This window comes from Streptomyces subrutilus (assembly GCF_001746425.1).
Taxonomy (GTDB): Bacteria; Actinomycetota; Actinomycetes; order Streptomycetales; family Streptomycetaceae; genus Streptomyces; species Streptomyces subrutilus_A.
The window spans coordinates 885,116-909,043 of sequence record NZ_MEHK01000001.1 but is presented as its reverse complement, the minus strand read 5'-3'; the positions used below and the strand labels follow the sequence as shown (position 1 = coordinate 909,043).

Annotated in this window: 21 protein-coding genes; 18 read left to right on the top strand and 3 right to left on the bottom strand. The window is 72.0% G+C overall.

The features are described from left to right. Positions 1–119: 119 nt before the first annotated feature. The 15 genes from BGK67_RS05080 (at position 120) to BGK67_RS05010 (ending at position 16,660) form a co-directional block, all read left to right on the top strand. Positions 120–1,217: a SchA/CurD-like domain-containing protein gene (locus tag BGK67_RS05080; RefSeq protein ID WP_069918769.1), complete on the top strand. Its 1,098-nt coding sequence runs from the start codon at positions 120–122 to the stop codon at positions 1,215–1,217. A 58-nt stretch (positions 1,218–1,275) separates the two neighbouring features. Next, entirely contained in the window at positions 1,276–1,719 is a 444-nt protein-coding gene (locus tag BGK67_RS05075) for a cupin domain-containing protein (RefSeq protein ID WP_069918768.1), read from the top strand. Next, a complete protein-coding gene (locus BGK67_RS05070) occupies positions 1,716–2,987 on the top strand; it encodes a beta-ketoacyl-[acyl-carrier-protein] synthase family protein (protein ID WP_069918767.1) in 1,272 nt (423 codons plus the stop codon). The genes BGK67_RS05075 and BGK67_RS05070 overlap by 4 nt, the downstream gene beginning before the upstream one ends. Continuing rightward, positions 2,984–4,219 (top strand): beta-ketoacyl synthase N-terminal-like domain-containing protein, encoded by a 1,236-nt coding sequence (locus BGK67_RS05065; RefSeq protein ID WP_069918766.1) that lies wholly within the window; start codon positions 2,984–2,986, stop codon positions 4,217–4,219. Before BGK67_RS05070 ends, BGK67_RS05065 begins: the two co-directional genes overlap by 4 nt. A 73-nt stretch (positions 4,220–4,292) precedes the next feature. After that, on the top strand, positions 4,293–4,547 hold the full coding sequence (locus tag BGK67_RS05060; RefSeq protein ID WP_069918765.1) for an acyl carrier protein: 255 nt from the start codon (positions 4,293–4,295) through the stop codon (positions 4,545–4,547). 1 nt (position 4,548) lies between these two features. Continuing rightward, a complete protein-coding gene (locus BGK67_RS05055) occupies positions 4,549–5,028 on the top strand; it encodes an SRPBCC family protein (protein ID WP_069918764.1) in 480 nt (159 codons plus the stop codon). A gap of 22 nt (positions 5,029–5,050) precedes the next feature. After that, complete coding sequence (locus BGK67_RS05050) at positions 5,051–5,392, top strand: TcmI family type II polyketide cyclase (protein WP_069918763.1); 342 nt, start codon at positions 5,051–5,053, stop codon at positions 5,390–5,392. Positions 5,393–5,534: 142 nt separating this feature from the next. Beyond that, positions 5,535–6,452, top strand: coding sequence for a MurR/RpiR family transcriptional regulator (locus BGK67_RS05045; RefSeq protein ID WP_069918762.1), 918 nt, complete (start codon positions 5,535–5,537; stop codon positions 6,450–6,452). A gap of 319 nt (positions 6,453–6,771) precedes the next feature. After that, a complete protein-coding gene (locus BGK67_RS05040) occupies positions 6,772–7,158 on the top strand; it encodes a hypothetical protein (protein ID WP_069918761.1) in 387 nt (128 codons plus the stop codon). A 121-nt stretch (positions 7,159–7,279) separates the two neighbouring features. Next, positions 7,280–7,771, top strand: coding sequence for a hypothetical protein (locus BGK67_RS05035; protein WP_069918760.1), 492 nt, complete (start codon positions 7,280–7,282; stop codon positions 7,769–7,771). 50 nt (positions 7,772–7,821) lie between these two features. Further along, the gene (locus tag BGK67_RS05030) at positions 7,822–8,070 is read left to right on the top strand and encodes a hypothetical protein (RefSeq protein ID WP_069918759.1); all 249 of its coding nucleotides are present in this window, start codon (positions 7,822–7,824) and stop codon (positions 8,068–8,070) included. 300 nt (positions 8,071–8,370) lie between these two features. Beyond that, a complete protein-coding gene (locus BGK67_RS05025) occupies positions 8,371–9,528 on the top strand; it encodes a hypothetical protein (protein ID WP_079154024.1) in 1,158 nt (385 codons plus the stop codon). Between the two features lie 347 nt (positions 9,529–9,875). Then, positions 9,876–13,631 carry a bifunctional glycosyltransferase/CDP-glycerol:glycerophosphate glycerophosphotransferase gene (locus tag BGK67_RS05020; protein WP_069918758.1) on the top strand — a complete coding sequence of 1,252 codons (3,756 nt, stop codon included), beginning with the start codon at positions 9,876–9,878 and terminating at the stop codon, positions 13,629–13,631. Next, positions 13,624–15,105 (top strand): hypothetical protein, encoded by a 1,482-nt coding sequence (locus BGK67_RS05015; RefSeq protein ID WP_069918757.1) that lies wholly within the window; start codon positions 13,624–13,626, stop codon positions 15,103–15,105. The genes BGK67_RS05020 and BGK67_RS05015 overlap by 8 nt, the downstream gene beginning before the upstream one ends. Before the next feature lie 49 nt (positions 15,106–15,154). Next, positions 15,155–16,660 carry a hypothetical protein gene (locus BGK67_RS05010; protein WP_069918756.1) on the top strand — a complete coding sequence of 502 codons (1,506 nt, stop codon included), beginning with the start codon at positions 15,155–15,157 and terminating at the stop codon, positions 16,658–16,660. Here the strand turns inward: BGK67_RS05010 and BGK67_RS05005 are convergent. Further along, the gene (locus BGK67_RS05005) at positions 16,647–17,585 is read right to left on the bottom strand and encodes an endonuclease/exonuclease/phosphatase family protein (protein ID WP_069918755.1); all 939 of its coding nucleotides are present in this window, start codon (positions 17,583–17,585) and stop codon (positions 16,647–16,649) included. The genes BGK67_RS05010 and BGK67_RS05005 overlap by 14 nt on opposite strands. A gap of 127 nt (positions 17,586–17,712) precedes the next feature. Between BGK67_RS05005 and BGK67_RS05000 the strand changes: the two genes are divergently transcribed. The 3 genes from BGK67_RS05000 to BGK67_RS04990 all read left to right on the top strand — a co-directional run bounded on the left by BGK67_RS05000 (position 17,713) and on the right by BGK67_RS04990 (position 20,630). Further along, complete coding sequence (locus tag BGK67_RS05000) at positions 17,713–18,675, top strand: aldo/keto reductase (RefSeq protein WP_244291150.1); 963 nt, start codon at positions 17,713–17,715, stop codon at positions 18,673–18,675. Positions 18,676–18,930: 255 nt separating this feature from the next. Next, a complete protein-coding gene (locus BGK67_RS04995; protein WP_069918754.1) occupies positions 18,931–19,740 on the top strand; it encodes an MBL fold metallo-hydrolase in 810 nt (269 codons plus the stop codon). Between the two features lie 167 nt (positions 19,741–19,907). Continuing rightward, the gene (locus tag BGK67_RS04990; protein WP_107488770.1) at positions 19,908–20,630 is read left to right on the top strand and encodes a helix-turn-helix domain-containing protein; all 723 of its coding nucleotides are present in this window, start codon (positions 19,908–19,910) and stop codon (positions 20,628–20,630) included. Between the two features lie 69 nt (positions 20,631–20,699). On the opposite strand, the gene BGK67_RS04985 is transcribed toward BGK67_RS04990, so the two are convergent. Then, complete coding sequence (locus tag BGK67_RS04985; protein WP_079154022.1) at positions 20,700–22,214, bottom strand: nucleobase:cation symporter-2 family protein; 1,515 nt, start codon at positions 22,212–22,214, stop codon at positions 20,700–20,702. A gap of 312 nt (positions 22,215–22,526) precedes the next feature. Further along, positions 22,527–23,831, bottom strand: a complete 1,305-nt coding sequence (locus BGK67_RS04980) for an MFS transporter (RefSeq protein ID WP_069918752.1) — start codon at positions 23,829–23,831, stop codon at positions 22,527–22,529. Positions 23,832–23,928 lie beyond the last annotated feature (97 nt).

Here is a 23,928-nt window from a genome sequence, read left to right as displayed (position 1 = left end):
TGCGCCTGCCCGCCCTTCCCGAGCGAGACGGCACGCCGGCCGGGGGCGGACGCCACCGGTGACGGACGAGGGGTCCGTACGCGCGATGGATCTCCACCCCCTCATGAAGGAGTGAGTAGATGACAACCACCCTGTCCGAACGGGTGTCGCAGTCAGCCTTCGACGGCTCCATGCTCCGGGTCGTCCTGCTGATGGACCTCCACGAGGGGGCCCAGCAGCGGTTTTTCGAGGCGTACGAACAGCTCCGCCACGACATCGCGTCGATCCCGGGCCACATCAGCGACCAGCTGTGCCAGTCCTTCGAGAATCCCTCCCAGTGGCTCATCACCAGCGAGTGGGAGAGCGCGCCGCAGTACCTCGCTTGGGTCAACAGCGAGCACCACGCCGAACAGGTCAAACCGCTCGGCGCCTGCGCCCGCGTCATGCGGCCGCTCAAGTTCACCGTCCTGCGCGAGACCGGCCGCAGCTACGACCAGGCCGCCCGGCCCGCCCGCGTCCGGCTGCAGCCCGTGCCCCGGCTCGGCTCCGGCATCGTCCGGCACGCCCTGACCTTCACCGTCAAACCGGGCAGCGAGAAGGAGGTCGCGTCCATCCTCTCGAGTTACGCCTCTCCGGCCGCCCGCGTGGACGAGCACACCCGGCTCTGCCGGACCTCCCTGTTCATGCACGGCAACCGGGTGGTGCGGACCGTGGAGGTCCAGGGCGACCTGATGGCGGCCCTGCGGCACGTCTCCGAGCAGCCGGAGGTGCGGGCCGTCGAGGAGGCCATCAACCCGTACCTGGAGAAGGACCGGAACCTGAACGACCCGGAGTCCGCGCGGATGTTCTTCATGCGGGCCGCGCTACCCGCCGTGCACCACGTCGCCGCCGGGGAACCGGACACCGAGGACGTCACCCGCCACGCGCTCTTCTACCCGGCCAAGCCGGGCTGCGGCGAGGCGCTGGCCCGCTTCCTCTCCCGCCAGGACGAGGCCGCCGCGCACCGCCCGGACAGCCCCGTTCGGAGCAGCAGCATCTTCCAGCGTGACGACATCGTGGTCCGCCTCGTCGACGTGCGCGGCCCGCTCGACGCCGAGCCCGACAGCATCCTGGGGGTGCGCGGCCCGCGCAAGGCGGCCGTACTGGACCGGCTGACGGCCGCGCCCGCCGAGCGGACCCGCGCCGCCCGCCACACGATGAACCTGATCACCGATCGCCGGGCGCCCGCGCAGTCCTGACCCCCCGGCCCCCACCCCCCGCCCGTCCGGGCTTCCCACACGCCAGGAGGAACCCGCTATGACCAGACAGCGTCCACGCATCGTCGACCTCAGCGAGACGCCGCCCAACCGCCGGCGCGGTGGCGACCTGAGGGCCGTGCTCACCCCGACCTCGGTGGGCTCAACCAGCGGCTTCATGGGCCTGGCTGTCATGGCCCCCGGAGAGTCCATCGCCGAGCACTACCACCCGTACTCCGAGGAGTTCGTGTACGTGGTCGCCGGCCGGCTGGAGGTCGACCTCGACGGCGAGGCCCACCCGCTGCGCACCGACCAGGGCCTGCTCGTCCCGCTGAACGTCCGCCACCGGTTCCGCAACGTCGGGGACACCGAGGCCCGCATGGTCTTCCACCTGGGACCGCTCGCGCCGCGCCCCGAACTGGGCCACGTGGACACCGAGGCGGCCCCGAACCCGGAGGGCACCGCCTGGGAGCAGCCCCCGGACCGCACGGGAGCGGTCTCGTGACCGGCCGCCGGGTGGCGGTCACCGGGGTCGGCGTCGTCGCGCCCGGCGGGATCGGCGTCTCGGCCTTCTGGGACCTGCTCGCCAACGGCCGGACGGCGACCCGCGGCATCACCCTGTTCGACCCGGCCGGCTTCCGCTCCCGGATAGCCGCCGAGGTCGACTTCGACCCCGCCGCGCACGGCCTCGGCGAGGGGGAGGCGGCCCGGGCGGACCGGTACATCCAGTTCGCCCTCGTCGCCGCCCGCGAAGCCCTGCTCGACGCGGGGCTCGACCTCACCACCGACGAGGCCTGGCGCACCGGCGTCTCCCTGGGCACCGCCGTCGGCGGGACCACCCGTCTGGAGCACGACTACGTAGCCGTGAGCCAGTCGGGCGCCTGGTGGGACGTGGACCACAAGTTCGCCGGGCCCCATCTGCACCGGGCCTTCACCCCCGCCACCCTCGCCTCCGCCGTCGCGGAGCAGACGGGTGCGCGCGGCCCCGTGCAGACCGTGTCCACCGGCTGCACCTCCGGACTCGACGCCGTCGGGTACGCCGTGCACTCGATCGCCGAGGGCCGGATGGACGTGTGCATCGCCGGAGCCTCGGACTCGCCCATATCGCCGATCACGGTGGCCTGCTTCGACGCCATCAAGGCGACCTCGCCGAACAACGACGACCCGGCCCACGCCTCCCGGCCCTTCGACGCCGACCGGGACGGGTTCGTCCTCGGCGAGGGCGGCGCCGTCCTCGTACTCGAAGAGCTGGAACACGCCCGCGCCCGCGGTGCGCACGTCTACTGCGAGATCGGCGGCTACGCCACCTTCGGCAACGCCCACCACATGACGGGGCTGACCGCCGAGGGCCTGGAGATGGCCCGGGCCATCCGGACCGCGCTGGACCAGGCCGGAATCGACGCGAGGGACATCGATTACGTCAACGCGCACGGATCCGGCACCAAGCAGAACGACCGCCACGAGACGGCGGCCGTCAAGCGGGTCCTGGGCGAGCACGCCTACAAGACGCCGATGACCTCCATCAAGTCCATGGTCGGTCACTCCCTCGGCGCCATCGGGGCGATCGAACTGGCGGCGTGTGTGCTCGCGATGACCCACCAGGTGGTACCGCCCACGGCGAACTACGAGACGCCGGACCCCGAGTGCGACCTGGACTACGTCCCCCGCACCGCCCGCGAGAGCAGGCTGCGCAGCGTGCTGTCGGTCGGCAGTGGTTTCGGCGGGTTCCAGTCCGCCGTGGTCATGACCCGGCCCAAGGAGGAGGTCTCGTGACCCGCCGTACGGTCATCACGGGCATCGGGGTCGTCGCGCCGAACGGCATCGGCGCCGACGACTTCTGGAAGGCCACCCACGCCGGCCTCAGCGTGCTGGACCGCGTCACCCGGGCGGGCTGCGAGCACCTCCCGCTGCGGGTCGCCGGCGAGGTACGGGGCTTCGATCCCGGCGCGATGGTCGAGGAGCGCTTCCTCGTCCAGACCGACCGGTTCACCCACCACGCCCTCGCCGCGGCCGACCTGGCCCTGGCGGACGGCCGGCTCGGCCGGGCCGACTACGAGGCCGACCCCTTCTCGGTCGGGGTGGTCACGGCCGCCGGGTCCGGCGGCGGCGAGTTCGGCCAGCGCGAACTGCAACGGCTCTGGGACCAGGGCCCCCGCTACGTGGGCCCGTACCAGTCGATCGCCTGGTTCTACGCCGCCAGCACCGGCCAGATCTCCATCCGCCGCGGCCTCAAGGGCCCGTGCGGGGTCGTCGCCAGCGACGAGGCGGGCGGGCTCGACGCCTTCGCTCACGCCGCGCGGGCCATCCGCCAGGGCAGCCGGGCGATGCTCGTCGGGGCGACCGAGGCGCCCCTCGCGCCGTACTCCATCGTCTGCCAGCTGGAGTACGAGGGGCTGAGCACCGGCGAGGACCCCGAGCGCGCCTACCGCCCCTTCACCGCCAAGGCCTGCGGGTACGTCCCCGCGGAGGGCGGCGCGATGTTCCTCGTCGAGGACGAGGCCACGGCCCTCGGCCGGGGCGCCACGGTACGCGCCGTGCTGGCCGGCCACGCCGCCACCTTCAGCGGCACCCGGCGGCCGGACGAGGCGGGCGAAGGCCTCGCCCACGCGATCCGGGGGGCGCTCCGGGAGGCCGGCTGCGCCCCGGAGGAGGTCGACGTGGTCTTCGCCGACGCGCTCGGGACGCCGGAGGCCGACGCGGCCGAGGCGGCGGCCATCGCTGCGGCCCTCGGCGCCCACGGGCGCGCGGTGCCGGTGACGGCGCCGAAGACCGGTACGGGCCGGGCGTACTGCGCGGCGCCCGCCCTCGACACCGCGGCCGCGGTGCTGGCGCTGGAGCACGGGATCGTCCCGCCGACCCCGAACGTCTTCGACGTGTGCCACGACCTCGACGTGGTCACGGGCAGCGCCCGCTCCGCGGACCTGCGCACCGCGCTCGTGCTGAGCCGCGGCCGCATGGGCTCGAACTCCGCGCTCGTCCTGCGCAAGGGCGCGAAGAGCCGGTGAAGGAGGCGCAGTTCACCCGGGGCCCGCGTCCGGTTCACGTCGCGCGGCCCCCCGTAGGAAGAGAGAAGCCACCATGTCCGACCGACTGACCCTGGAGGAGCTGGCGGCCCTGATGAAGACCGCCGGCATCACCGTCGACCCCGCCGAGTTGGCGAACCGTCCGGACTCGGCCTTCGACGAGTACGGCCTGGACTCGCTGGGCCTGCTCGGCATCGTCGGCGAGCTGGAGAACCGGCGCGGGCGGGCGCTGCCCGCCGACGCCGACCGCTGCAAGACCCCCGGCGAGTTCCTCGACCTCGTCAACAACAGCCTGATGACAGGAGCCTGACATGCCAGGACACACGGAGAACGAGATCACCGTCAACGCGCCCGTGGACGTGGTGTGGGAGATGACCAACGACCTTCCCAACTGGCCCCAGCTCTTCAGCGAGTACGCCTCGCTGGAGATCCTGGAGCAGAAGGGGGCCACCACCCGCTTCCGCCTGACCATGCACCCCGACGAGAACGGCAAGGTGTGGAGCTGGGTTTCGGAGCGGACCGTGGACCGCGACAGCCTCACCGTCCGCGCCCGGCGCGTCGAGACCGGCCCGTTCGCGCACATGGACATCCACTGGCAGTACTTCGCGGTGCCGGGCGGCACGCGGATGAAGTGGACCCAGGACTTCGCGATGAAGCCGGACGCGCCGGTCGACGACGCGTGGATGACCGACAACATCAACCGCAACTCCCCGATCCAGATGGCGCTCATCCGGGACAAGATCGAGCAGCGCGAACGCGACAGCCGCACGCCCGCCGTAAGCCGCATCTGAGACGAAGGGCGAGTACCCCCGGATGAACCAGACGCACCGCGCTCTCATCGTCGCCCGCATGGCACCGGGATCGGCCCCCGACATCGCCGACCTGTTCGCCGGCTCGGACGCGGGCGAACTGCCGCACCTGGTCGGCGTCACGCGCCGCAGCCTGTTCCAGTTCGGTGATGTGTACATGCACCTGATCGAGGCGGACCGGCCACCGGGCCCCGCCATCGCCCAGGTCACCGACCACCCGGAGTTCCGGCAGCTCAGCGAGAGGCTCACCGCCTACATCAGCCCGCACGACCCCGACACGTGGCGCAGTCCGAAGGACGCGATGGCCCACGAGTTCTACCGCTGGGAGAACCCCGCCGCACGGTGACCCGAGCGGCCCGGACGGGACCCGCACACCGGTGTGTGCGGGTCCCGCCGCGTGCGGTGCCCGCGCCTTGGACCGATCTTCGTCGGCCACGGGGCGTGAGCTATGTTTGAGCGTGAGTGACAGAGTCAAGGAGGCCCTTCCGGTGTCATCGGGGCAGCAGGCACGCGCTCAGGCGGCGGCCATCAAGCCGAGCGGGCAGTCGTCGGAAGAGTTCCGCCCCCCGGCCGACCGGCTCCTCGCGCTCTTCGACGGCCGCCGGCTCTCCCCGGGGCAGCGCCGCATCGCCCAGTACCTGATCGACCACCTCACCGAGGCCGCCTTCCTGTCGATCACCGAACTCGCGGAGCGGGTCGGCGTCAGCCAGCCCTCCGTGACCCGCTTCGCCTCCTCGCTCGGATTCAGCGGCTACCCCGCCCTGCGGGACGTGCTCCAGCCCATCGCCCTCAGCGCCGTCGCCGGCGCACCGGACACCCGCGAGGAGATCCGCCGCAACGAGCTGCAGGCCGCCGTGGACGCCGAGATCGAGAACCTGGAGAACGTGCGCCGGCTGCTCGCGGACACCAACCAGGTGCTGGACATCGGCCGCGAACTGGCCGGTTCGGTGCCGCTCACCGTGCTCGGGCTGCGGATCTCGGTGTCGCTGGCCGAGTACTTCGCCTACGCGGCCCGGCGCATCCACCCCGACGTGCGCCTGGTGACCCGCGGCGGCAGCGTGGCCTACGACGCGCTGCTGCAGTCGAAGGCGGCCGGCGGGACCTGGGTGCTGGCCTTCGCCATGCCCCGGCACGCCAGGGAGACCCTGGCCGCCGTCCGGGCCGCCCGCAGTACGGGGCTGCGCGTCGTCCTCATCACGGATCCCACCCTCGGGCCGCTGGTGGACGAGGCGGACGTGACTTTGAAGGCCGGAACGGGCTCGCGGCTGGTGTTCGACTCGTACGCGGCTCCCGGCATGCTGTCCGCGGCCCTGCTCCAGGCGATGGCGGACGCCGATCCCGAGCGGACCCAGGCGCGCCTGGAGGATTACGAGCACGTGGCCGACCAGCACGGGTTCTTCCTCTGAGAGCTGGTCAGAACCGATTTGCGCGGATTTTGACCTGAGGATATTCAGCCTTTGATGTGCATGAAATTTTTCATACTCTTGCCTACTCGACGGTATATATGTTTACTGACGACGGCGCTCCGGATCCACCAGATGCCAAGGAGGAGGACCCCCTCCTGAACGCACGCGCGGCACGACGACCTCCTCACGTCGTGGCACGCGTCGAGTCCAGGCCTTCGGATCCCGCAGGGCGCCCCTGGCGGCCTCGGTCAACCCCTGGGCCGAGGCCGCCCCAAGCAACGTCTCGATCAGAGTTCGACACCCCTCGGAAGTGACGAGAATGCCCCTGACGGCCACCATCACGCGTAGCCCGGATTGGCCCCTCCAGGTCAAGGCGCCCGGTACCCACGACTGGGAACGCTCGGCCACGCGCTGGCTGCGGGACCTCCTACCGGCCCGCTACGGCAGCTATCTGACCCTGACCCGGCACCACGCGCTGCTGGCCCGGCACGTCCAGCTCCAGCTCCAGCACGAGATGCGCGCGGTGCGCGTGGCCCTGCAGACCAGCCGGGCCGAGCTGCCCGTGCTGGGTCTCGGCGAGGCGGCCATCGAGAACACGATCCGGATGTACGCCGTGGAACTCGAACAGCTGGGGCGGCTGGCCCGCGGTGCGCGCCTCGTCTCCGACGCCCTCCTCGTGGGCACCCCCGCGCAGCGCAGGCGCTGAAGCCGCCGGCCGGCGGGTGACGGTCCGGTGACTTCCCCGTTTCCGTCCGGCACAGGTGTTCCGCAGCGCGGCCTCGGACTCCTACGGTCTGTGCAGCACAGTTCCCGGACCAGGAGGCAGCGTGGAGCGCGAGATCGGCATCGACCAGCTGGTGGCGGCGATGAAGGCGGTCGACGAGGCGGGCCGGCTCTTCGAGGAGTCGCTCGCCGTGTACGAGGCGCGGGGCCTCAAGCGGACCGGTGGCGACTTCACGGTGGCGGGCGGCTCCGTCCAGACGCTCCAGGGGGCCGAGGAGATGGCCCTGGGAGCCCGCAGGTTCCTCACCGAGCTCGCCGTGCTCGCCGGTTTCACGGCGGCGGGCCTCGAAGAGCGGCCGGCCGGGCGGGCGCACACGCTCCGGGCCGGCTTCCCGGGCGTCGCCGTCGGCGGCTCCCGGATGGCCCGGCCGCTGCTGGAGCCGACCCTGAAAGGGCTGCGGCTGCTGCTGGACGCCGACCTGTTCACGCCCGCCTTCAAGGCGGAGGTGGAGGAGGTGCTGCGGGCCGAGGCGGCGACCTATCCCGCGCCGTCGGCCCCGCGCGTCCCGCGCGCCGCCGCGGCCCGCACCCCCTGAGCGGATCCCCTCGGGGTGCCGTGCCCGCCCGAGGGGGAGAGGGTGGAGGCATGCACCGCGCACCGGTCGTCGTCCACCGGATCTTCCCGTCGGGAGGCCGGCAGGTCACGCTGCGGACCGCGGGCGGCGAGGAGTCCCTCGGCGTGGCCCGCTCGGACGAGGACGTCATCGAGTTCCTCCGGCGCGCCGGGATGCCCGATCCCGACGACGTGGTCCTCGGCGGCTCGGAGCTGCTGGAGTGGGACTCCGACGACCCCCACGTGTACGCCGCCGATCCGCCGACCGGCGACCTGCCGTGACCCGGTAGGCCGCGCCGCCGAGACCCCTTCCCTGACCGCCGGGTACGGACGTGCGCGGGTGTGCCCGCACCACGCCGGTGCGCCCGCGGCGTCTCCCGCCCATCCGCCTCCGCCGCCCCGGGCCGCACCCGGCGCCCGGTGGTGGAGGGGATCCGATCAGGCTGGGTTGCACGGATGCCGGGGGCCGGAGGGAGCACCCGACCCCGCCGTCCACGGGCTGCCGCGCTGCCGTAAATTGTCCAACGGCCCGCCGGGCCACGCCGGACATGAGGGACGATTTCGGGCAGGAGTGGGCAGGACATGGCGCGACGCGGACGTGCGGGAACCGACCGGGGAGCCGCCGCCGGCGAGCCCGCGGTCCCGGGCTCCGAGATCGCCGCGGCGGCCGACGGCGGACACACCGCGGCGGGCTGGCTGCGTCTGGGGCGCGACGGGCGGCTGACCGCCTACGCGAGCTGCGCCGAGGGCCTCGTCCGCTGGACCGAGTCGGAGCCCGGCTCGGACCTCTGGCACGGACCGCACCTGTTCCCCGTGGAGGGCTGGACCGGCCGGTTCACGCTCACCCAGGACGCCCACGGATTCGTCTGGTTCGCCGCGACCCGCCACCGCGACGGGGCGCCGGAGGGCCGCGAATTCGTCCTGGCCGCCCAATACCAGACGAGTCGTCCGCTGAGCGACTGGCGCGTCCTGGGCAACCCGTTCCCGCCTGCCGACGCGTCGGCGCCCGAGCCGGGCACCCCCGTCGTCCTCGCCGACGGAGCGGGCTGCCTCCACTACTTCGCCACCCGTTTCGGCGTGGGCGTCCGTGCCCGGACCCAGCGCAAGGACGGGTCGTGGGCCGCCTGGGCCGACCACGAGCTCAGGTGGGTCCGCGGTGCGGTCGTGCCCACGGAGCACGGCCAGGGCCGGGTCGGCTTCCTCGCACCTTTCCGGGGCGGCGCCGTGCAGCTGGGCCAGGAGAAGCCGGGGGAGGGGGCCTTCGCCTGGCTGGGACGGATGGAGGCGGACGCGGCCGAGGGCACGTACAGCTCCTGCGAGACGAGCCCCGGTGTCGCCACCCACTTCTGGCGCGCCCCCGCGGACGGAACCGTCGTCGCCTGCCGGCCCCCGGGGACCGGCGTGGTGACGACGGGCGGGTTCATGTCGCTCGGCGGCGCGGGCGGCGTCGGCCCGGTCGGTGTCGTCCGTACGCCCATCAACGGGTACGACTGCACGGTACTGCTCCAGCGGGGAGCCGAGGGGCATCCGGAGATCGCCGCCTATCCCACGGAGGGTGAGCAGTACGGCACCTGGTGGGCCCCGGTGGGGGACCGGTGCGCGGGGCTTCCGGCCGTGGCCCTCGATGCCCGCGGCTCGGTCACGATCGCGATGATCGGCACCGATGGCGGACTGCGGATCGCCCGGCAGGATCTCGCGGCCGAGGGGCTCGCGTTCGGGCCCTGGCGCTGCGTCGGGTGACCTTCATCACCGAGTCATCTTGCCCCGTGGGGTGAATTGCCCATTCCGGTCTTTCTCCCGCCCAACTGCGCAGATGGCGAGCCCGCTGGGCCCGGGAAGTAGTTGCTCATTAACACATGCGAAACATTGCGGGGCCGGGGCGTTTCCGAATACTTGCTCGGCGTCAAACGATTGGCCTAGGCTGCACACGCCCTGTGAGGGTCGCATAAGTGTGCGGACCGGCACCGGGCCGGACGGGCGAGGTGAGGGGCGAGGCGGCGGTGGTCAGGGTCGGGGGCGGATCTGGCTTCATGCCACGGCAGCGAGCCGTACGCCTCAAGAAGAGTGGCGATCGAGGAGTTTTCTGAGTGGCCGGTACGCCCCGCCTGAGTGTTGTCGTTCCCTTTCAGGACGTCGAGATCTATCTCGAGGAATGCCTGGAGTCGATAGCCCGGCAGACGTTCCCCGACCTCGAGGTCGTCATGGTCGACGACGGCTCGACCGACTCCTCGACCGCGATAGCCGCCGACTTCGCCCGCCGGGACCCCAGGTTCAGGCTCCTGCGCCAGGAGCCGATGGGGCCGGGGCACGCCCGCAACGTCGGCATTCGCGCGGCCCATCCCGAGGCGGAATTCCTGGCGTTCGTCGACGGCGACGACGTCATACCCGAGTACGCCTACGAGCTGCTCGTCCGCACCCTCGACGCGTCGGGCTCCGATTTCGTGTCGGGCAACGTGCAGATGATGAACTCCACCAAGAAGTGGCAGTCCCCGCTGCACAAGGCGCCCATGCAGCGCAGCAAGCGCGGCACGCACATCACCAAGGTGCCGGAGCTCATCTACGACCGGACCGTCTGGAACAAGCTGTTCCGGCGCTCTTTCTGGGACTACCACTACATCGCCTTCCCCGAGGGCGTGATGTATGAGGATTCCTGGGTCAACATGTTCGCCCATTTCCGCGCCACCAAAGTGGACATCCTCACGGATATCGTCTATTTCTGGCGCCGGCGCGAGGGGGGTGCCGCGCCCTCCATCACGCAGCGGCACACCGAATTCAGCAATCTGCAGGACCGCGTCGCCGCCGTGCAGTCGGTCAGCCGCTTCCTCGCCGGACACCGCGCCCGCTCGTACAGCGAGCACAAGCGGAAGTACGACCTCGCCTGTCTGAAGTCGGACCTGATGCTGCATCTGAAGGTGCTGCCGGACGCCGACGAGCAATACCGGGACGCCTTCATGCGCTGGGCGAACGAGTTCCTGGACGAGGCCGACGAGGACATCATCGGCGAACTCCCCGCCGACGCCCGCGTCAAATGGCTGCTCGTGCGCGAAGGCCGCCTGAAGGAACTGCTCGACGTCGTCGAGTTCGAGCGCAAGGGCGGCCCGCTGCCCGTCCAGCGGCGCCTGCACCGCTACCTCAACTATCCCTATCTCGGCGACCGTTCGATCGGCCTCGACAAGAGCGCCTACCGGCTCGACAAGGAACTGTCGCTGCACGGCTCCCTGACCAGCGCGCGCTGGGACGATTCCGGACACCTGGCCCTCGAAGGGTCCGCCTACGTCCGCTTCATCAACGTGCACAAGCGGCACATGTCGATGAAGGCGATCGCGCTGCGCAACAAGAAGCAGGGCCGGGTCGTCGTCGCGAAGGCGAAGACCACGTACTACCCCACGGCCACCGAGCACTCGAACCAGAACCGCTACTGCTACGACTGGTCCGGATTCCAGGTCAACTTCGACGCCTCCCGCCTCAAGCGCAAGGGCAAGTGGGTCGAGGGGACGTGGGACGTGGCCGCCGGCGTGCTGAGCCGAGGGCTGTTCCGCTACAAGGGCATCGCGCGCGGCGGCGCGGGCACCGCCGCCAACCCGCCCTACCAGTACGTCGAGAAGAACACCCGCGTCGTACCGCTCTTCCTCCAGGGCAAGCTCAAGCTCCGCGTGGAGATCGTCCGTTGCCGGATCACCCGGCACCGGATCGTCGGCGACAACATCGAACTCGGCGGTGTCTACCTCGGGCCCAAGCTGCCCGACTGGGGCAAGTTCCGGGTGACCAGCATGGGCGGCGCCGGCCGTCACGACGCCTGGGTCCACTTCAAGCCGGGCGGCGAGGGCTGGTACACCTTCGTGACCCGCATCCCCGTCAAGGCGCTCGTTCCCGGCCACCGCACGAACTCCGGTGACGGGGTCCCGCAGACCTGGAACACCGGCGCCAACGGCTGGAAGACCACCCTCCACGTCGAGGGCCGCAAGGCGGCCATCTACCCCGTGATGGCGGAGGAGGCCACCGACGGCCACTACCGCCTGCCCGCCGCACTGCAGACGCCGAACGGGGACCGCGAGGTCGTCGTGCACCGCAACGGCTCCGGTTACGTGGTGCTGTTCGAGCGGGACACCCTTCCCCTCGCCAAATCCGTCACCTGGCGCCAGGACGGCTCCGCGGAGATCGTCGTCGGCTACGCGGCCGAGGACATGCTCAGCGCGTCCGAGTACGCCGCGGCGCACATCGTGGTCCGCTCCCGCGCCCACGGCGCCGAGCGCGTCGTCCCCATCACCTGGCAGGGCCAGGAGTTCCGCTTCGTCCTGGAGCCCGCCGCCATGCGCACCCTGGCCGGCCAGATCCCGCTGGCCTCCGGCCGCTGGGACTTCTTCCTGCGCCGCCAGGACCCCTCCGCGGTCACCCCGGAGAACCGTTCCGGCGACCTCATGGTCAAGATGGCGCAGGAACTGATCCCCACGTTCCCCAGCGAGATGACCGCCGACGACCGGCGCTACGAGATGCAGGCGGAGGCGTACGACCGGCTCTCCCTCCTGGTCCACTCGGCGATGCCCGACGAGGCGCGCGGCCCGTACCGCCAGAAACTGCTGCGCACCAAGGCCTACCCCGACGCCCGGCGCAAGCCGCTCAGGCAGGCGGTGCTGTTCGACGCCTTCAAGGGAACCCAGTACTCCGACAGCCCGCGCGCCCTGCACGAGGAGATGGTCCGCCGAGGCGTCGACCTCGAGCACCTGTGGGTCGTGCGCGACGACCAGGTCGCCGTCCCCCCGACCGCCCGCCCCGTCCGCATGTGGTCCCCCGACTGGTACGCGGCCATGGCCCGGTCCCGTTACGTCGTCGCCAACAACCACCTGCCCGACTGGTTCGAGAAGCGCGAAGGGCAGGTCGTCGTCCAGACCTGGCACGGCACGCCGCTCAAGAAGATCGGGCACGACATCGAAGCCGTGCACTTCGCGGACAAGCGGTACCTGGAGCGCGTGGAGAAGGAGGTGCGGAACTGGGACATGCTGGTCTCCCCGAACAGCTTCAGCACCCCCATCCTCCAGCGCGCCTTCCAGTTCCCCGGCGAGATGGTCGAGAGCGGCTACCCCCGCAACGACGTCCTGCGCCGCGCCGACTCGGGACAGCGGGCGGTGGAGGTACGCCGCCGCATCGGCCTGCCGCCCGGCAAGCGGGTCGTCATGTACGCACCGACCTGGCGCGACGACCAGTTCTACGCGCCGGGCAAGTACAAGCTCGACTTCCGCATCGACCTGGAAGACGCCCGGGCGCGGCTGGGCCACGACCACGTCCTGCTGGTGCGCCGCCACCCCAACGTCGTGGACCCGGTGCCCGGCGCCGGTGACGGGTTCGTCTTCGACGTGTCCGACTACCCGGACATGGCCGACCTCTCCCTCATCACCGACGTGATGATCACGGACTACTCCTCCCTGATGTTCGACTTCGTCAACACCGGGCGGCCGATCCTCTTCTTCACGTACGACCTCGACCACTACCGGGACACCCTGCGCGGGTTCTACTTCGACTTCGAGCAGTCCGCACCCGGCCCGCTGCTGTACGACTCCCCGGAGCTGGTCGGGGCGATCCGCGACATCGACCGGATCCAGCAGGGCTACGCGGCCCGCTACCGCTGGTTCCAGCAGGAGTTCTGCGACCTCGACGACGGCTACGCGGCGGCCCGGCTGACCGACCGGATCCTGATCGCCGGCGGGGACCTCGACCCCGCCCATGCGCAGGCGCCGGCCGTCGGTGCGGTGCCCCCCCGCACCCCCGGCCGGCCGGGCCCCTGGAACGCGGGCACCCTCGGCCAGATGCCGCGCCAGGTGAGAAGGATGGATTCCGAGCATGTCTGAGGCAGGCCAGAACGCGCGTCGCATCGTCACGGGCGTGGACGCTTCCGGGCCGGTTCCCGTCGAGTACCGGTTCTCCCACGCCAGGAACGGCAACCGGCACCTGGTCGTCGTGTTCGCGAACCCCGCGGCGCCCGACGACTACGGGATGTCGGGCGGAGTCCTGGACAAGGTGCGGGCGAACATCCTGTGGATCCGCGACTCCTTCGACGGGGCGAACGGCTACTACCTGTGCAAGGGGATGGACTTCGGCGTCGAGCAGGCGGTCGCCGGGCTGATCGCGCGCGTGGCGGGCGCGCTGTCGCTGACCCCGGACCAGTGCACGATGATCGGCAGCTCCAAGGGCGGCAGCGCGGCGCTCTACTTCGGGCTGAAGTACGGCTACCGCAACATCGTGGCCGGCGTGCCCCAGTTCCTGATCGGGACGTACGTCCGGCAGAGCCTGCCGGGCGCGGCGCAGCCGATGATGGGGGAGGTCACGGAGGAGAAGGTGCGCTTCCTCGACTCGGTCCTCCCCGACCTGGTGCGCGCCCGCCCGAACCCGGCGGCGAACATCTACCTGATCTCCTCGCCCCAGGACGAGGAGTACCCGCGCCAAGTGGAGCCCTTCCTCGGCCTGTTCCGGGGATACGAGCGCTTCAACTTCGTCTTCAACGACTCCACCCTGGTCACCGGCTCGCCGAAGGTGGTGCCCCACAACGTCCCCGTCATCATGGGACTGCTGAACCTCCTCGTCGACGGCATCAGCCCCGTGATCGGCGGCGTCCGCTACGGCTACGAGGAGCCGGAGCGCGACACGTCCGGGATCGAGGCGTACCTGTCGGCTACCTCCCAGGTGCGCGGCGAGGACTTCCCGGCGCCGGTGGTGCTCATGCCGGCTGCGGACCAGCGGCTGCCCGCGCACGCGGTCCGGTTCGTGGGGTCCGCGCCGCGTGCGGTGCGCGTCAGCATCTGGGAGGACGGCAAGTTCCAGGGCTCCCCGGCGGTCGCCCCCGACGGCAGCTGGAGCTGGCTGCGGGACAAGCCCTGGGGCAAGGGGCGGCACGTGGTGCGGCTCTTCGCGGTGGACGCGAACAACTTCCACTCGGGGCGCAGCGAAGTGGTCTTCACGGTCGTGGACCCGGTGGACGCGCCCGGCCCCGTGTCCGCGCCGGCCCAGCCCCTGGCGCTGACCGTCACCTCGCCCGGTGCCCATCAGCAGGTGCCGGGCCCCGTCCCCCGGTTCGCGGGCTTCGCCCCCGGCGCGGTGCGGGTGGAGTTCCAGGAGGCCGGGATGAGCCTGGGAGCCTGCCCCGTCGCGGCCGACGGCAACTGGACCTGGGAGTCGAACTGGGCCTGGAACGAGGGGCCGCACTTCGTGGAGGCCGTCGCGGTGGGCGCCGGCGGCAACGCCTCCGCCTGGATCTCCGTCCCCTTCGCGGTGGGCGCCTCCTACACCGTGCCCGGCCCCGGCGGCTACTCCGGCGCGAGGCACTGACCCGCGGTGAGGGTTCCTGCCGGGCCGTGACGAGAACGGATTGACGAGCATGTCTGACACAGCGAAGAACGAGCGCCGAGTGATCACGGGCGTGGACCCCTCCGGGCCGGTCCCCGTCGAGTACCGGTTCTCCCACGCCAAGAACGGCAGCCGCCACCTCGTGGTGGTGTTCGCCAACCTCAACGCGCCCGGTGAGTACGGGATGGGGGGCGGACTCCTCGACAACGTCCGGGCGAACATCCTGTGGATCCGCGACTCCTTCGACGGGGCGAACAGCTACTACCTGTGCAAGGGGATGGACTTCGGCATCGAGCAGTCGGTCGCCGGGCTGATCGCGCGCGTGATGACCGCGCTGTCGCTGACCCCGGACCAGTGCACGATGTTCGGCAGCTCCAAGGGCGGCAGCGCGGCGCTCCACTTCGGGCTGAAGTACGGCTACCGCAACATCATCGCCAGTGCGCCGCAGTTCCGGATCGGCACGTTCGTGGTCAGTGCCATGGCGGGCGCCGCCCGCGCGATGATGGGGGAGGTGACGGAGGACAAGGTGCGCTTCCTCGACTCGGTCCTCCCCGAGGTGGTGCGCGGCAGCGCCAACCGCTCCGCCAACATCTACCTGGTCTCCTCGCCCCAGGACCGGCAGTACCCGATCCACATCGAGCCGTTCCTCGGCCTGTTCCAGGGCTACGAGAACTTCAACTTCATCTTCAACGACTCCCCCCTGATCTCGGGCCACGACAAGGTGACGACGCGGAACATCCCCTCTCTGGTGGGGCTGTTGAACCTCGTCTCGCACGGGATCGTTCCCCGCTTCGGCGCCGTCCGCAACGGCCACGAGGAGCCGAAGCGCGACACGGCGGCGATCGACGCGTACCTGTCGGCGACCTCGCAGGTGCGCGGGGACGACTTCCCCCCGCCGGTGGTGCTGACGCCCGCGGCGGAGGAGCGGCTGCCGGCCCGGGCCGTCCGCTTCGCGGGCTCCGCCCCGGGTGCGGTGCGCGTCAGCATCTGGGAGGACGGGAAGTTCCAGGGCTCCCCGCCGGTCGCCCCCGACGGCGGCTGGAGCTGGGAGCGGGAGAGGCCCTGGGCCAAGGGGCGGCACGTGGTGCGCCTCTTCGGGGTGGACGCGAACAACTTCCACTCCAGGCGCACCGAAGTGGTGTTCACCGCCACCGACGAGCCCTTCGCGCCCTCGCAGCCCACCGCCCCGGCCGGCGCGGGCGGGCAGGCGCCGGGGCTGCCGCCCGTCCTGACCGTGACCTCTCCGGTTCCCGGCCAGCAGGTGCAGGGCCCGGCGGTGCGCTTCACGGGCCTCGCCCCGGGCGCGGTGCGGGTGGACTTCCAGGAGCGCGGCGCGGTCCTGGGGACGTGCGAGGTGACGGCCGACGGCGCCTGGGCCTGGGATCCGGGCTGGGCCTGGATCGAGGGCGACCACGCGGTCGAGGCCGTGGCGGTGGACGCGGCGGGCAACGCCTGCGCCTGGGCCACCGTCCCCTTCGTGCTGATGAACGCCTACATCGTGCCGACGCAGGGCGGCTACACCGCTACGAGGTACTGACCTCGGGGTCGGGACGGCTCACCCGCATCACCAGGGCCCGGTGGTCGGAGGACTTGGTGTCCACGACCTGGCATCCGGTGCGCGGCAGCGCCGTGAACAGGTAGTCGATCTTCGCCCCGTCCTCGTGGGTGCGGCGTCCCGCCCGGGACCCGCCCTTCTGGTCGCACTCCTGGTACGTGGTGTAGGCCTCGGCCGGCCAGAGCCGGGTGGTGGAGCTCCCGCCGACCGGCGGCGGCGAGTTGAAGTCGCCGCCCACGATCGTGCGGTCCGGGGCGTGCTGGGACGCGGCCTCGAAGAGCGAGCGGAGCTGGTCCTCGCGGAAGTCCCGATCGGGGTGCGCCGTATCGGCGCCGCGCAGCGCGACGTGCCCGTTGCACACCCGGACCCCCTGGCCGGGAACCTGGGCGCAGAGGAACCGCCGGTGCACTCCGGCGGTCGGCTGCTCGGTCGGCACGGCCTGGACCTCGGTGAGCGGGGACGCCGCCAGCAGCCCGGAACCGGCCTGCCCCCGGCCCTCTCCCGTGCAGCCGACGGGCTCGCTGCGGCCGGCCTCGTCCACGCTGACGTACGGGTCGAACGCGCTGTGCCAGTCCTTGCCCAGCCGGCGGGCGGCCGACAGCAGGTCCTCGGAGCAGACCTCCTGGAGGAGCATGACGCGCACTCCGCGCCATTCGGCGAGGGCGCGCAGCTGCAGGAACTTGTCGTCCGGGCCGCCCTTGTCCTCGCAGCCCCACTGCTCCACCCCGCACATGTTCCAGGTGGCCACGGTCACCGTGTCGTGCGTGGACTCGGGAGGGAGCGCCGACGGCATCGTGGCGTCGGGTGCGGACGTGCAGGCCGCGGTGGTGAGCAGACCGAGGACCGCCGCCGCGCGGCCGAAGCGGCGCGAGCGACCGCGGATCCCGGTCCCGGTGAGTCTGTGCATCCCGCCATCATTGAGTACGGGCCGGTCAGGCCGTGCATCGGGGTGGACCGGAACCGATCCGTCCATGGGCCGGCCCGGGTACGCCCGGGCCCGGCTCCCTGGCGGGGGCACCCCATAGGGTGGGGGCGTGGTGACGAACGAGGGGGCGGGCATGAGCGGTGACCGGGTGCTGTACGGGTGCATGGGGCTGGGCGGGAGCTGGGAGCCCGGTGCGTACGGGCCCGCGGACATCGATGCCGCCGAGGCGGCGATCGACGCCGCCCTCGACAGCGGGATCACCGCCTTCGACCACGCCGACATCTATCGCGGCGGCAAGTCCGAGGCCGTCTTCGGCGAGGTGCTCGCGAGGACGCCCGGGCTGCGCGAGCGCATCACCCTCCAGACCAAGTGCGGGATCCGGCCGGCCGGCCAGGACCGGCCGGGCATGTACGACCTGCGCGGTCCGAGCATCGTCCGGCGGGTGGAGGAGAGCCTGACCCGGCTGCGGACCGACGTGGTCGACGTCCTCCTCCTGCACCGCCCTGACCCCCTGGCGGACCCGGACGAGATCGCGTCGGCGCTGATGTCGCTGCACCGGCAGGGCCTCGTACGGCAGTTCGGGGTGTCCAACATGGGGGCGGCGCAGATCGCCTCGCTCCAGGACCGGCTCGACGTGCCGCTGGTGGCGAACCAGCTGGAGATGAGCCTGCACAGCCGGGACTGGGTCGAGGCCGGGGTCCTGCTCAACACCCCGGACTCCACGCGGAACGGGTTCCCCGTCGGGACGCTGGAGCACTGCCGCGACCACGGGATCCGGCTCCAGGCCTGGGGGGCGATGGCGCAGGGGCGGTTCACCGGCCGCCAGCAGACGGACGCCGAACGGGCCACCGCCGACCTCCTGGCCGAACTCGCCCGGCGCAAGGGCACGACGCCGGAGTCGGTGCTGCTGTGGTGGGTGAGCCGGCACCCGGCCGGGATCGCCCCGGTCATCGGCACCGCCCGGCCCGAGCGGATCCGCGCCTGCCGGGACGCGGCGCTCCGCGAGCCGGACCTCACGCACGAGGAGTGGTACGAGCTGTGGGTCACGGCCCGGGGCGTCCCGCTGCCCTGAGCCCGCGGAGCCGGGCGGGGCCGACGGCGGGGCAGGGCGCCCGGGGGCCCCCGCTCGCCGCCCGGTCCGCCGGATGGGCACCACGGTCGAGCAGGGCGGCCACGGCGTCCACCTCGGCAACACAAACGCCGCGGCTACCGGACGGTCCCGCCTTCCTCGCCACCGGCTACCCCGTCCCGCGCGCGGCCGCAACCCGGCCGCGCCAGGATGGGAGGAGAGCCCGTCGACGCGGGGCCGTGGCCAGGGGAGACCGCCATGAGCACACACAAGGCAGGACCTGACAGCACTGTTCTCGCCGATTGCCTGGAGGTGCCGGGGCTCGGCTTCCTCCCGGTCAACGTCTTCGTACTGCACTGCGCCCAGCCGGTCGTCGTCGACACCGGCGTCGGCCTGCCCGACCGGGACCTGCTCAACACGCTGGGCTCCGTGATCGACCCCGCCGACGTGCGGTGGATCTGGCTGACCCACCCCGACCGCGACCACACGGGCGGCCTCTTCGCGCTGCTCGAAGCGGCACCCGCGGCGCGGGTGGTGACCACGTTCCTGGGAGCCGGGATCATGTCGACCGAGCACCCGCTGCCGATGGACCGCGTGTACTTCCTCAACCCGGGCCAGAGCCTGGACGTGGGCGACCGCACGCTCCACGCGTTCCGGCCGCCGCTGTTCGACAACCCGGCCACCGTCGGCTTCTACGACGACCGCTCCCACACCTGCTTCAGCTCCGACTGCTTCGGCGGCCCCATGCCCACCGCCGACGTGGCCACGGGCAGCGACGTCGAGGCCGTGCGCGCCGAGGACCTCGAGGCGGCCCAGCTGCTGTGGGCGAGCGTGGACAGCCCCTGGGTCCAGGTGGCGGACCCGGACCGGTTCCGCGCCACCGTGGAGCCGTTGCGGTCCATGGCTCCGGAGACCATCCTGTGCACGCACCTGCCGCCGGCCTTCGGCTTGGCCCCGCGGTTCCTCGACACCATCGCGGCGGCGCCGGGGATGAGCCCCTTCGTGGGGCCGGACCAGGCTGCGCTGGAGCAGATCCTCGCGGGGTTCGAGCCGGGAGGCCCCGCCTAGCGGGGTTTGATTGCCCGGTACGCGGGGTGGCGAGCCTTCGAATTGAAGGGTTCGAGGCGGTTGTGCCCCGCTGAACATCTGTTACTGTGCCCGCGCTTGGTGTTCATCCATCCTTCTGTCTCCCCTCCGGTGCCGCGCGCCGCAGGGTGTTGCGAGGTGTCGCGCAGGTGCACAGCATTCCGTTCTCCCCCGGGGCGGCACGGTCCGCGCGGGCCCGCATGGGCCTGACCGCGGCCCAGGTCGCCCACGCGATGGGGGTCTGCGGGACCCCCGTCCACCCCGATCTGGTCCTGGCCTGGGAGCACGGCTCCCACGTCCCGTCCGACCGGCAGCTCTTCGCCCTGGCGGACGTGCTGTGGTGCGGGGCCCAGACGCTGATGGGCGTCGAACCGCGCACCCTCGCCGAACACCGGCTGGCCCGCCGGCTCACCGTGGAGCGGCTCGCGTACCGCATAGGCATGGACCCGACCCGGTACCGCGCGGCCGAGGCGGAGCGGCGCTGGGACGGGGACGCCTGGCAGACCAGGGCGCTGGTGGAGGCCCTCGGGCTGTCGCTGCGGGGGCTCATCGGGATCATGGGCCGGGTGGACGAACTGGCGGAGCACCTGCGAGCGGCCCTGGACGGGCGGTGGAAGGCGCACGTGGAGCCGGTCGCGGAGATCGTGGTGGTGGACGTGACCAGCGTGGGCGACGCCCTGCGCACGATGCACGCGGAGTTCGCCGAGTTCTCGGAGCGGTACATGGGGCACCTGGTCGCCCGCAACGCGGACGCCAGGCTGAAGGAGATCGCGGCGGAACGCGCCGCGTACCTGCGCCGACTCGTCGACCACTTCTGGGAGTTGATCGGCGAGGAGGGGAACGCCGCGCCCTTCCCCCCGGGCGGCCGGTGACACGGCGCGGGCCGGCGGCCCGGGACACGGGCCGGGAGGCCGCGAGGGCCGTCCCGGCCCGCGGCCGGTTCAGCGGGCGGCCGTTCCCAGGTGCGGGCCGGCGGCGCCACCCCGCCTGAAGTCCTCGCCGTGGTCCTCGCCGTGGCCGTCCCGGTAGCCGCCCGCGTGCTCCTCCCAGTCGATCTCCATCGTGGAGCGGCTGGTGAACACGTTGAAGAGCAGGTTCAGCGTGATCGCCGTCAGGGCGCCCAGCGTGATCCCGCTGTCGAGCACGGCCCGCACGTCGTCCGGCATCCGGTCGAAGAACGGCGCGACCGTCGTCGGCAGCAGGGCGGCGCCCAGACTCACCGCCAGGATCAGGGTGTTGCGCTCCTCGCGCAGGTCGGCCTTCCCCAGGATCTGGATGCCGACCGCGGCCACGATGCCGAACATGGAGAGCGCGGCGCCGCCCAGCACCGGATGCGGAACCGAGGCGACCAGGCTGCCCGCCTTCGGTAGCAGTCCCAGCACGATCATGAACAAGCCGGCCGCGACGACCACGTACCGGCTCGTCACCCTCGACATGCGCACGAGCCCGATGTTCTCGGCGAAGGCCACGTACGGGAAGGAATTGAGGACACCGCCCAGTACGGTCGCCGCGCCGTCGGCGCGCAGCGCCCGGGCCACGGTGTCGGCATCGACCCGCTTGCCGGTGATCTCCCCGATGGCGTACACGTCCCCGGTGGTCTCCACCATGGTGATCAGCATGACCACGAGCATCGCGACGATCGGCAGCAGTTCGAACCGCGGCATGCCGAAGTGGAACGGGGTGGTGACCCCGAACCAGGCCGTCTCCTCCACCGCGGCGAAGTCGGCGTCCCCGAACAGCCAGGCCGCGGTGGTGCCGACGACGAGCCCGAGCAGGACGGCGAGGCTGCTGAGGAACGGCCTGCCGATCCGGACCACGGCCAGGACGAAGAGCAGGGTGCCCAGCGCGTACGCGAGGTTCTTCGGCTCCCCGTAGGCGGGAGTGCCGACGAGGTGCGCGCCGCCCGCCGCGTCCTGGAGGGCCACCGGGATCAGGGTGATGCCGATGATGGTGAGGATCGTGCCGATGACGACCGGCGGGAAGTACTTCACCAGCTTGCCGAAGAGCGGCGCGAAGGCGAACGTGGCCATGCCCGCCGTGATGACCGCCCCGTAGACGACGAGCAGGCCGGCGGTGCCGCCGCCGGCGCCCGAACCTATGGCGATCATGGGCGAGACGGCGGTGAAGGTGACGCCCTGGACCAGCGGCAGCCGCGCGCCGATCTTCCAGACGCCGAGGGCCTGGATGATCGAGGCCACGCCGCAGGTCAGCAGGTCCGCGTTGATGAGGTGGACGAGATCCTCGCGGGAGAGGCCCAACGCGTTGCCCAGCAGGACCGGGACGATCACGGCCGCCGCGTAGAACGCGAGCACGTGCTGGAAGCCGTAGACGGCGAGCTTGGGGACCGGGAGCAGCTCGTCCACGGGATGACGAGCGTGCCGGGAGGAGCGCCGGGACGACGGCTCCGAGGAATGCCCCGGGGACCGCCGTGGGGATGGGGGGGAGATTCTTGCCATCTCTGCCTTGCCTTCGCGAGGTAGGTGAATGAGAGGGCCGCCGCCGTCGGGTCCTGGGTGGCAGGGCGAGGCAGGCCGGCTCGTACCGAGCCGACGCCGGGCGGTGTTGCCGGCAGTGCGTCGCACGGACACTGCGCATAACAGGCCCTGGATTGGCAGGACGTCCTTCGATCGACGCAGCGAATCCGTCTGTGATCATTGGATCCGAAGGGGGACTCGACCGGAGGGCGCTCACCATAGCCAACGCCCGTGTTTCCTCGCGAGTAACCTCCGGCGGCGGGCCGCCCCCCCCAGCCCCACAGACCCCCAGCCCTACGGAGCCACGGGCGAGCCCCCCGTCTGCGCGTCGGCCTCTCGGGACGCCCGGCGGCGCACCGCGTCCTCGTCGGTGTCCGCGTCGTAGGAGATGAGCTTCGGCAGCAGCGCCGCGAGCACGGCCACCGAGGCCACACAGGCCAGACCGCCGCTCCAGAACGCCGTCCGGGTGCCCGTCCAGCCGGCCATGGTGCCCGCCCGGACCTGCCCGAGCTGCGGGCCGACGCTGTAGGAGAGCACCTCGATCCCGGCGAGCCGCCCCCGCAGCCCCTCGGGGATCGTCTGGTTCCAGATCGTGGCGCGCCCCAGCCCGCTCAGCATGTCGCCGGCGCCCGCCACCGCGAGGCACAGCAGCACCAGCCAGATGTTCGCCAGCCAGCCCGCGGCCGCGATGGCCAGACCCCACACCCCGGCCCCGCCCACCACCAGCAGCCCGTGCCGCCGTACCCGCGAGGTCCAGCCGCTGGTGAGGCCCAGCACCAGGGAGCCCACCGCGCCCGCCGCGTACATCAGGCCCAGGGCCCACTCCGCGTCCAGCTCGTCCGCGAGGAAGGGGAAGATGGCGTTCGGGAACGCGAAGAACATCGCGGCGAGATCGACGGCGTACGTGCCCAGCAGCACCGGACGGCTCCACGCGTAGCGCGCGCCCTCGGCGATCCCGCGCAGCGAGGGCCGCTCGGCGTCCCCCACGGGCGGGGCGGGGGAGAGCCGCAGGCACAGCAGTACGGAGACCAGGAACCCGGCGACGGTGACCGAGTAGGCCGCGGCGTACCCGGCGTACGCGACGACCAGGCCGGCCAGAGCCGGACCCGCGATCGCGCCGAACTGGTAGCGCAGCCCGTTGAGCGCTGCGGCGGCCGTCAGCTGGTCGTGCGGCACGATCCGCGCCATCAGCGAGTCCAGGGCCGGCCGCTGCAGCCCGGTCAGCGCCGACACACCGGCCGCCACCACGTACAGCGGCCACAGCAGCGGGTCCGGCAGCAGCGCGTTCACCAGCAGGACCAGCGCGAGCAACCCGAGCCCGGCCTCGGTCAGCAGGATCAGCCGGCGCCGGTCGACGGCGTCGGCGAGGGCGCCCCCGTACAGGCCGCAGACCACGAGCGGAACCAGCTCCACCGCGCCCATCGCGCCGACGGCCAGCGGCGAGTCGGTCAGGTGCTTGATCTGGAGCGGCAGCGCGATCATCGCCATGAACGAGCCGAAGAACGTCACCGTGCCCTGGTAGAACAGCAGCCGGAAATCGCGCCCGGAGCGCCAGGGGGTGAAGTCGGGCAGCACGGCGGCCCAGCGGGAAGTACTCACGAGGGGCCATCGTCCGTGCCCGGCTCCGGTCCGGCAACGGAATTATCCGCCCCGGACGGCCGAACCCGACGCCGCGCGCGTGCCATCGCGGCTCCGC

Coding starts and splice junctions, on each gene's coding strand:
- BGK67_RS05005 (WP_069918755.1), bottom strand. CDS start 17,585: ATGCACAGACTCACCGGGACCGGGATCCGCGGTCGCTCGCGCCGCTTC.
- BGK67_RS05060 (WP_069918765.1), top strand. CDS start 4,293: ATGTCCGACCGACTGACCCTGGAGGAGCTGGCGGCCCTGATGAAGACC.
- BGK67_RS05055 (WP_069918764.1), top strand. CDS start 4,549: ATGCCAGGACACACGGAGAACGAGATCACCGTCAACGCGCCCGTGGAC.
- BGK67_RS05015 (WP_069918757.1), top strand. CDS start 13,624: ATGTCTGAGGCAGGCCAGAACGCGCGTCGCATCGTCACGGGCGTGGAC.
- BGK67_RS05040 (WP_069918761.1), top strand. CDS start 6,772: ATGCCCCTGACGGCCACCATCACGCGTAGCCCGGATTGGCCCCTCCAG.
- BGK67_RS04985 (WP_079154022.1), bottom strand. CDS start 22,214: ATGGCAAGAATCTCCCCCCCATCCCCACGGCGGTCCCCGGGGCATTCC.
- BGK67_RS05030 (WP_069918759.1), top strand. CDS start 7,822: ATGCACCGCGCACCGGTCGTCGTCCACCGGATCTTCCCGTCGGGAGGC.
- BGK67_RS05080 (WP_069918769.1), top strand. CDS start 120: ATGACAACCACCCTGTCCGAACGGGTGTCGCAGTCAGCCTTCGACGGC.
- BGK67_RS05010 (WP_069918756.1), top strand. CDS start 15,155: ATGTCTGACACAGCGAAGAACGAGCGCCGAGTGATCACGGGCGTGGAC.
- BGK67_RS05025 (WP_079154024.1), top strand. CDS start 8,371: ATGGCGCGACGCGGACGTGCGGGAACCGACCGGGGAGCCGCCGCCGGC.
- BGK67_RS05075 (WP_069918768.1), top strand. CDS start 1,276: ATGACCAGACAGCGTCCACGCATCGTCGACCTCAGCGAGACGCCGCCC.
- BGK67_RS05050 (WP_069918763.1), top strand. CDS start 5,051: ATGAACCAGACGCACCGCGCTCTCATCGTCGCCCGCATGGCACCGGGA.
- BGK67_RS04995 (WP_069918754.1), top strand. CDS start 18,931: ATGAGCACACACAAGGCAGGACCTGACAGCACTGTTCTCGCCGATTGC.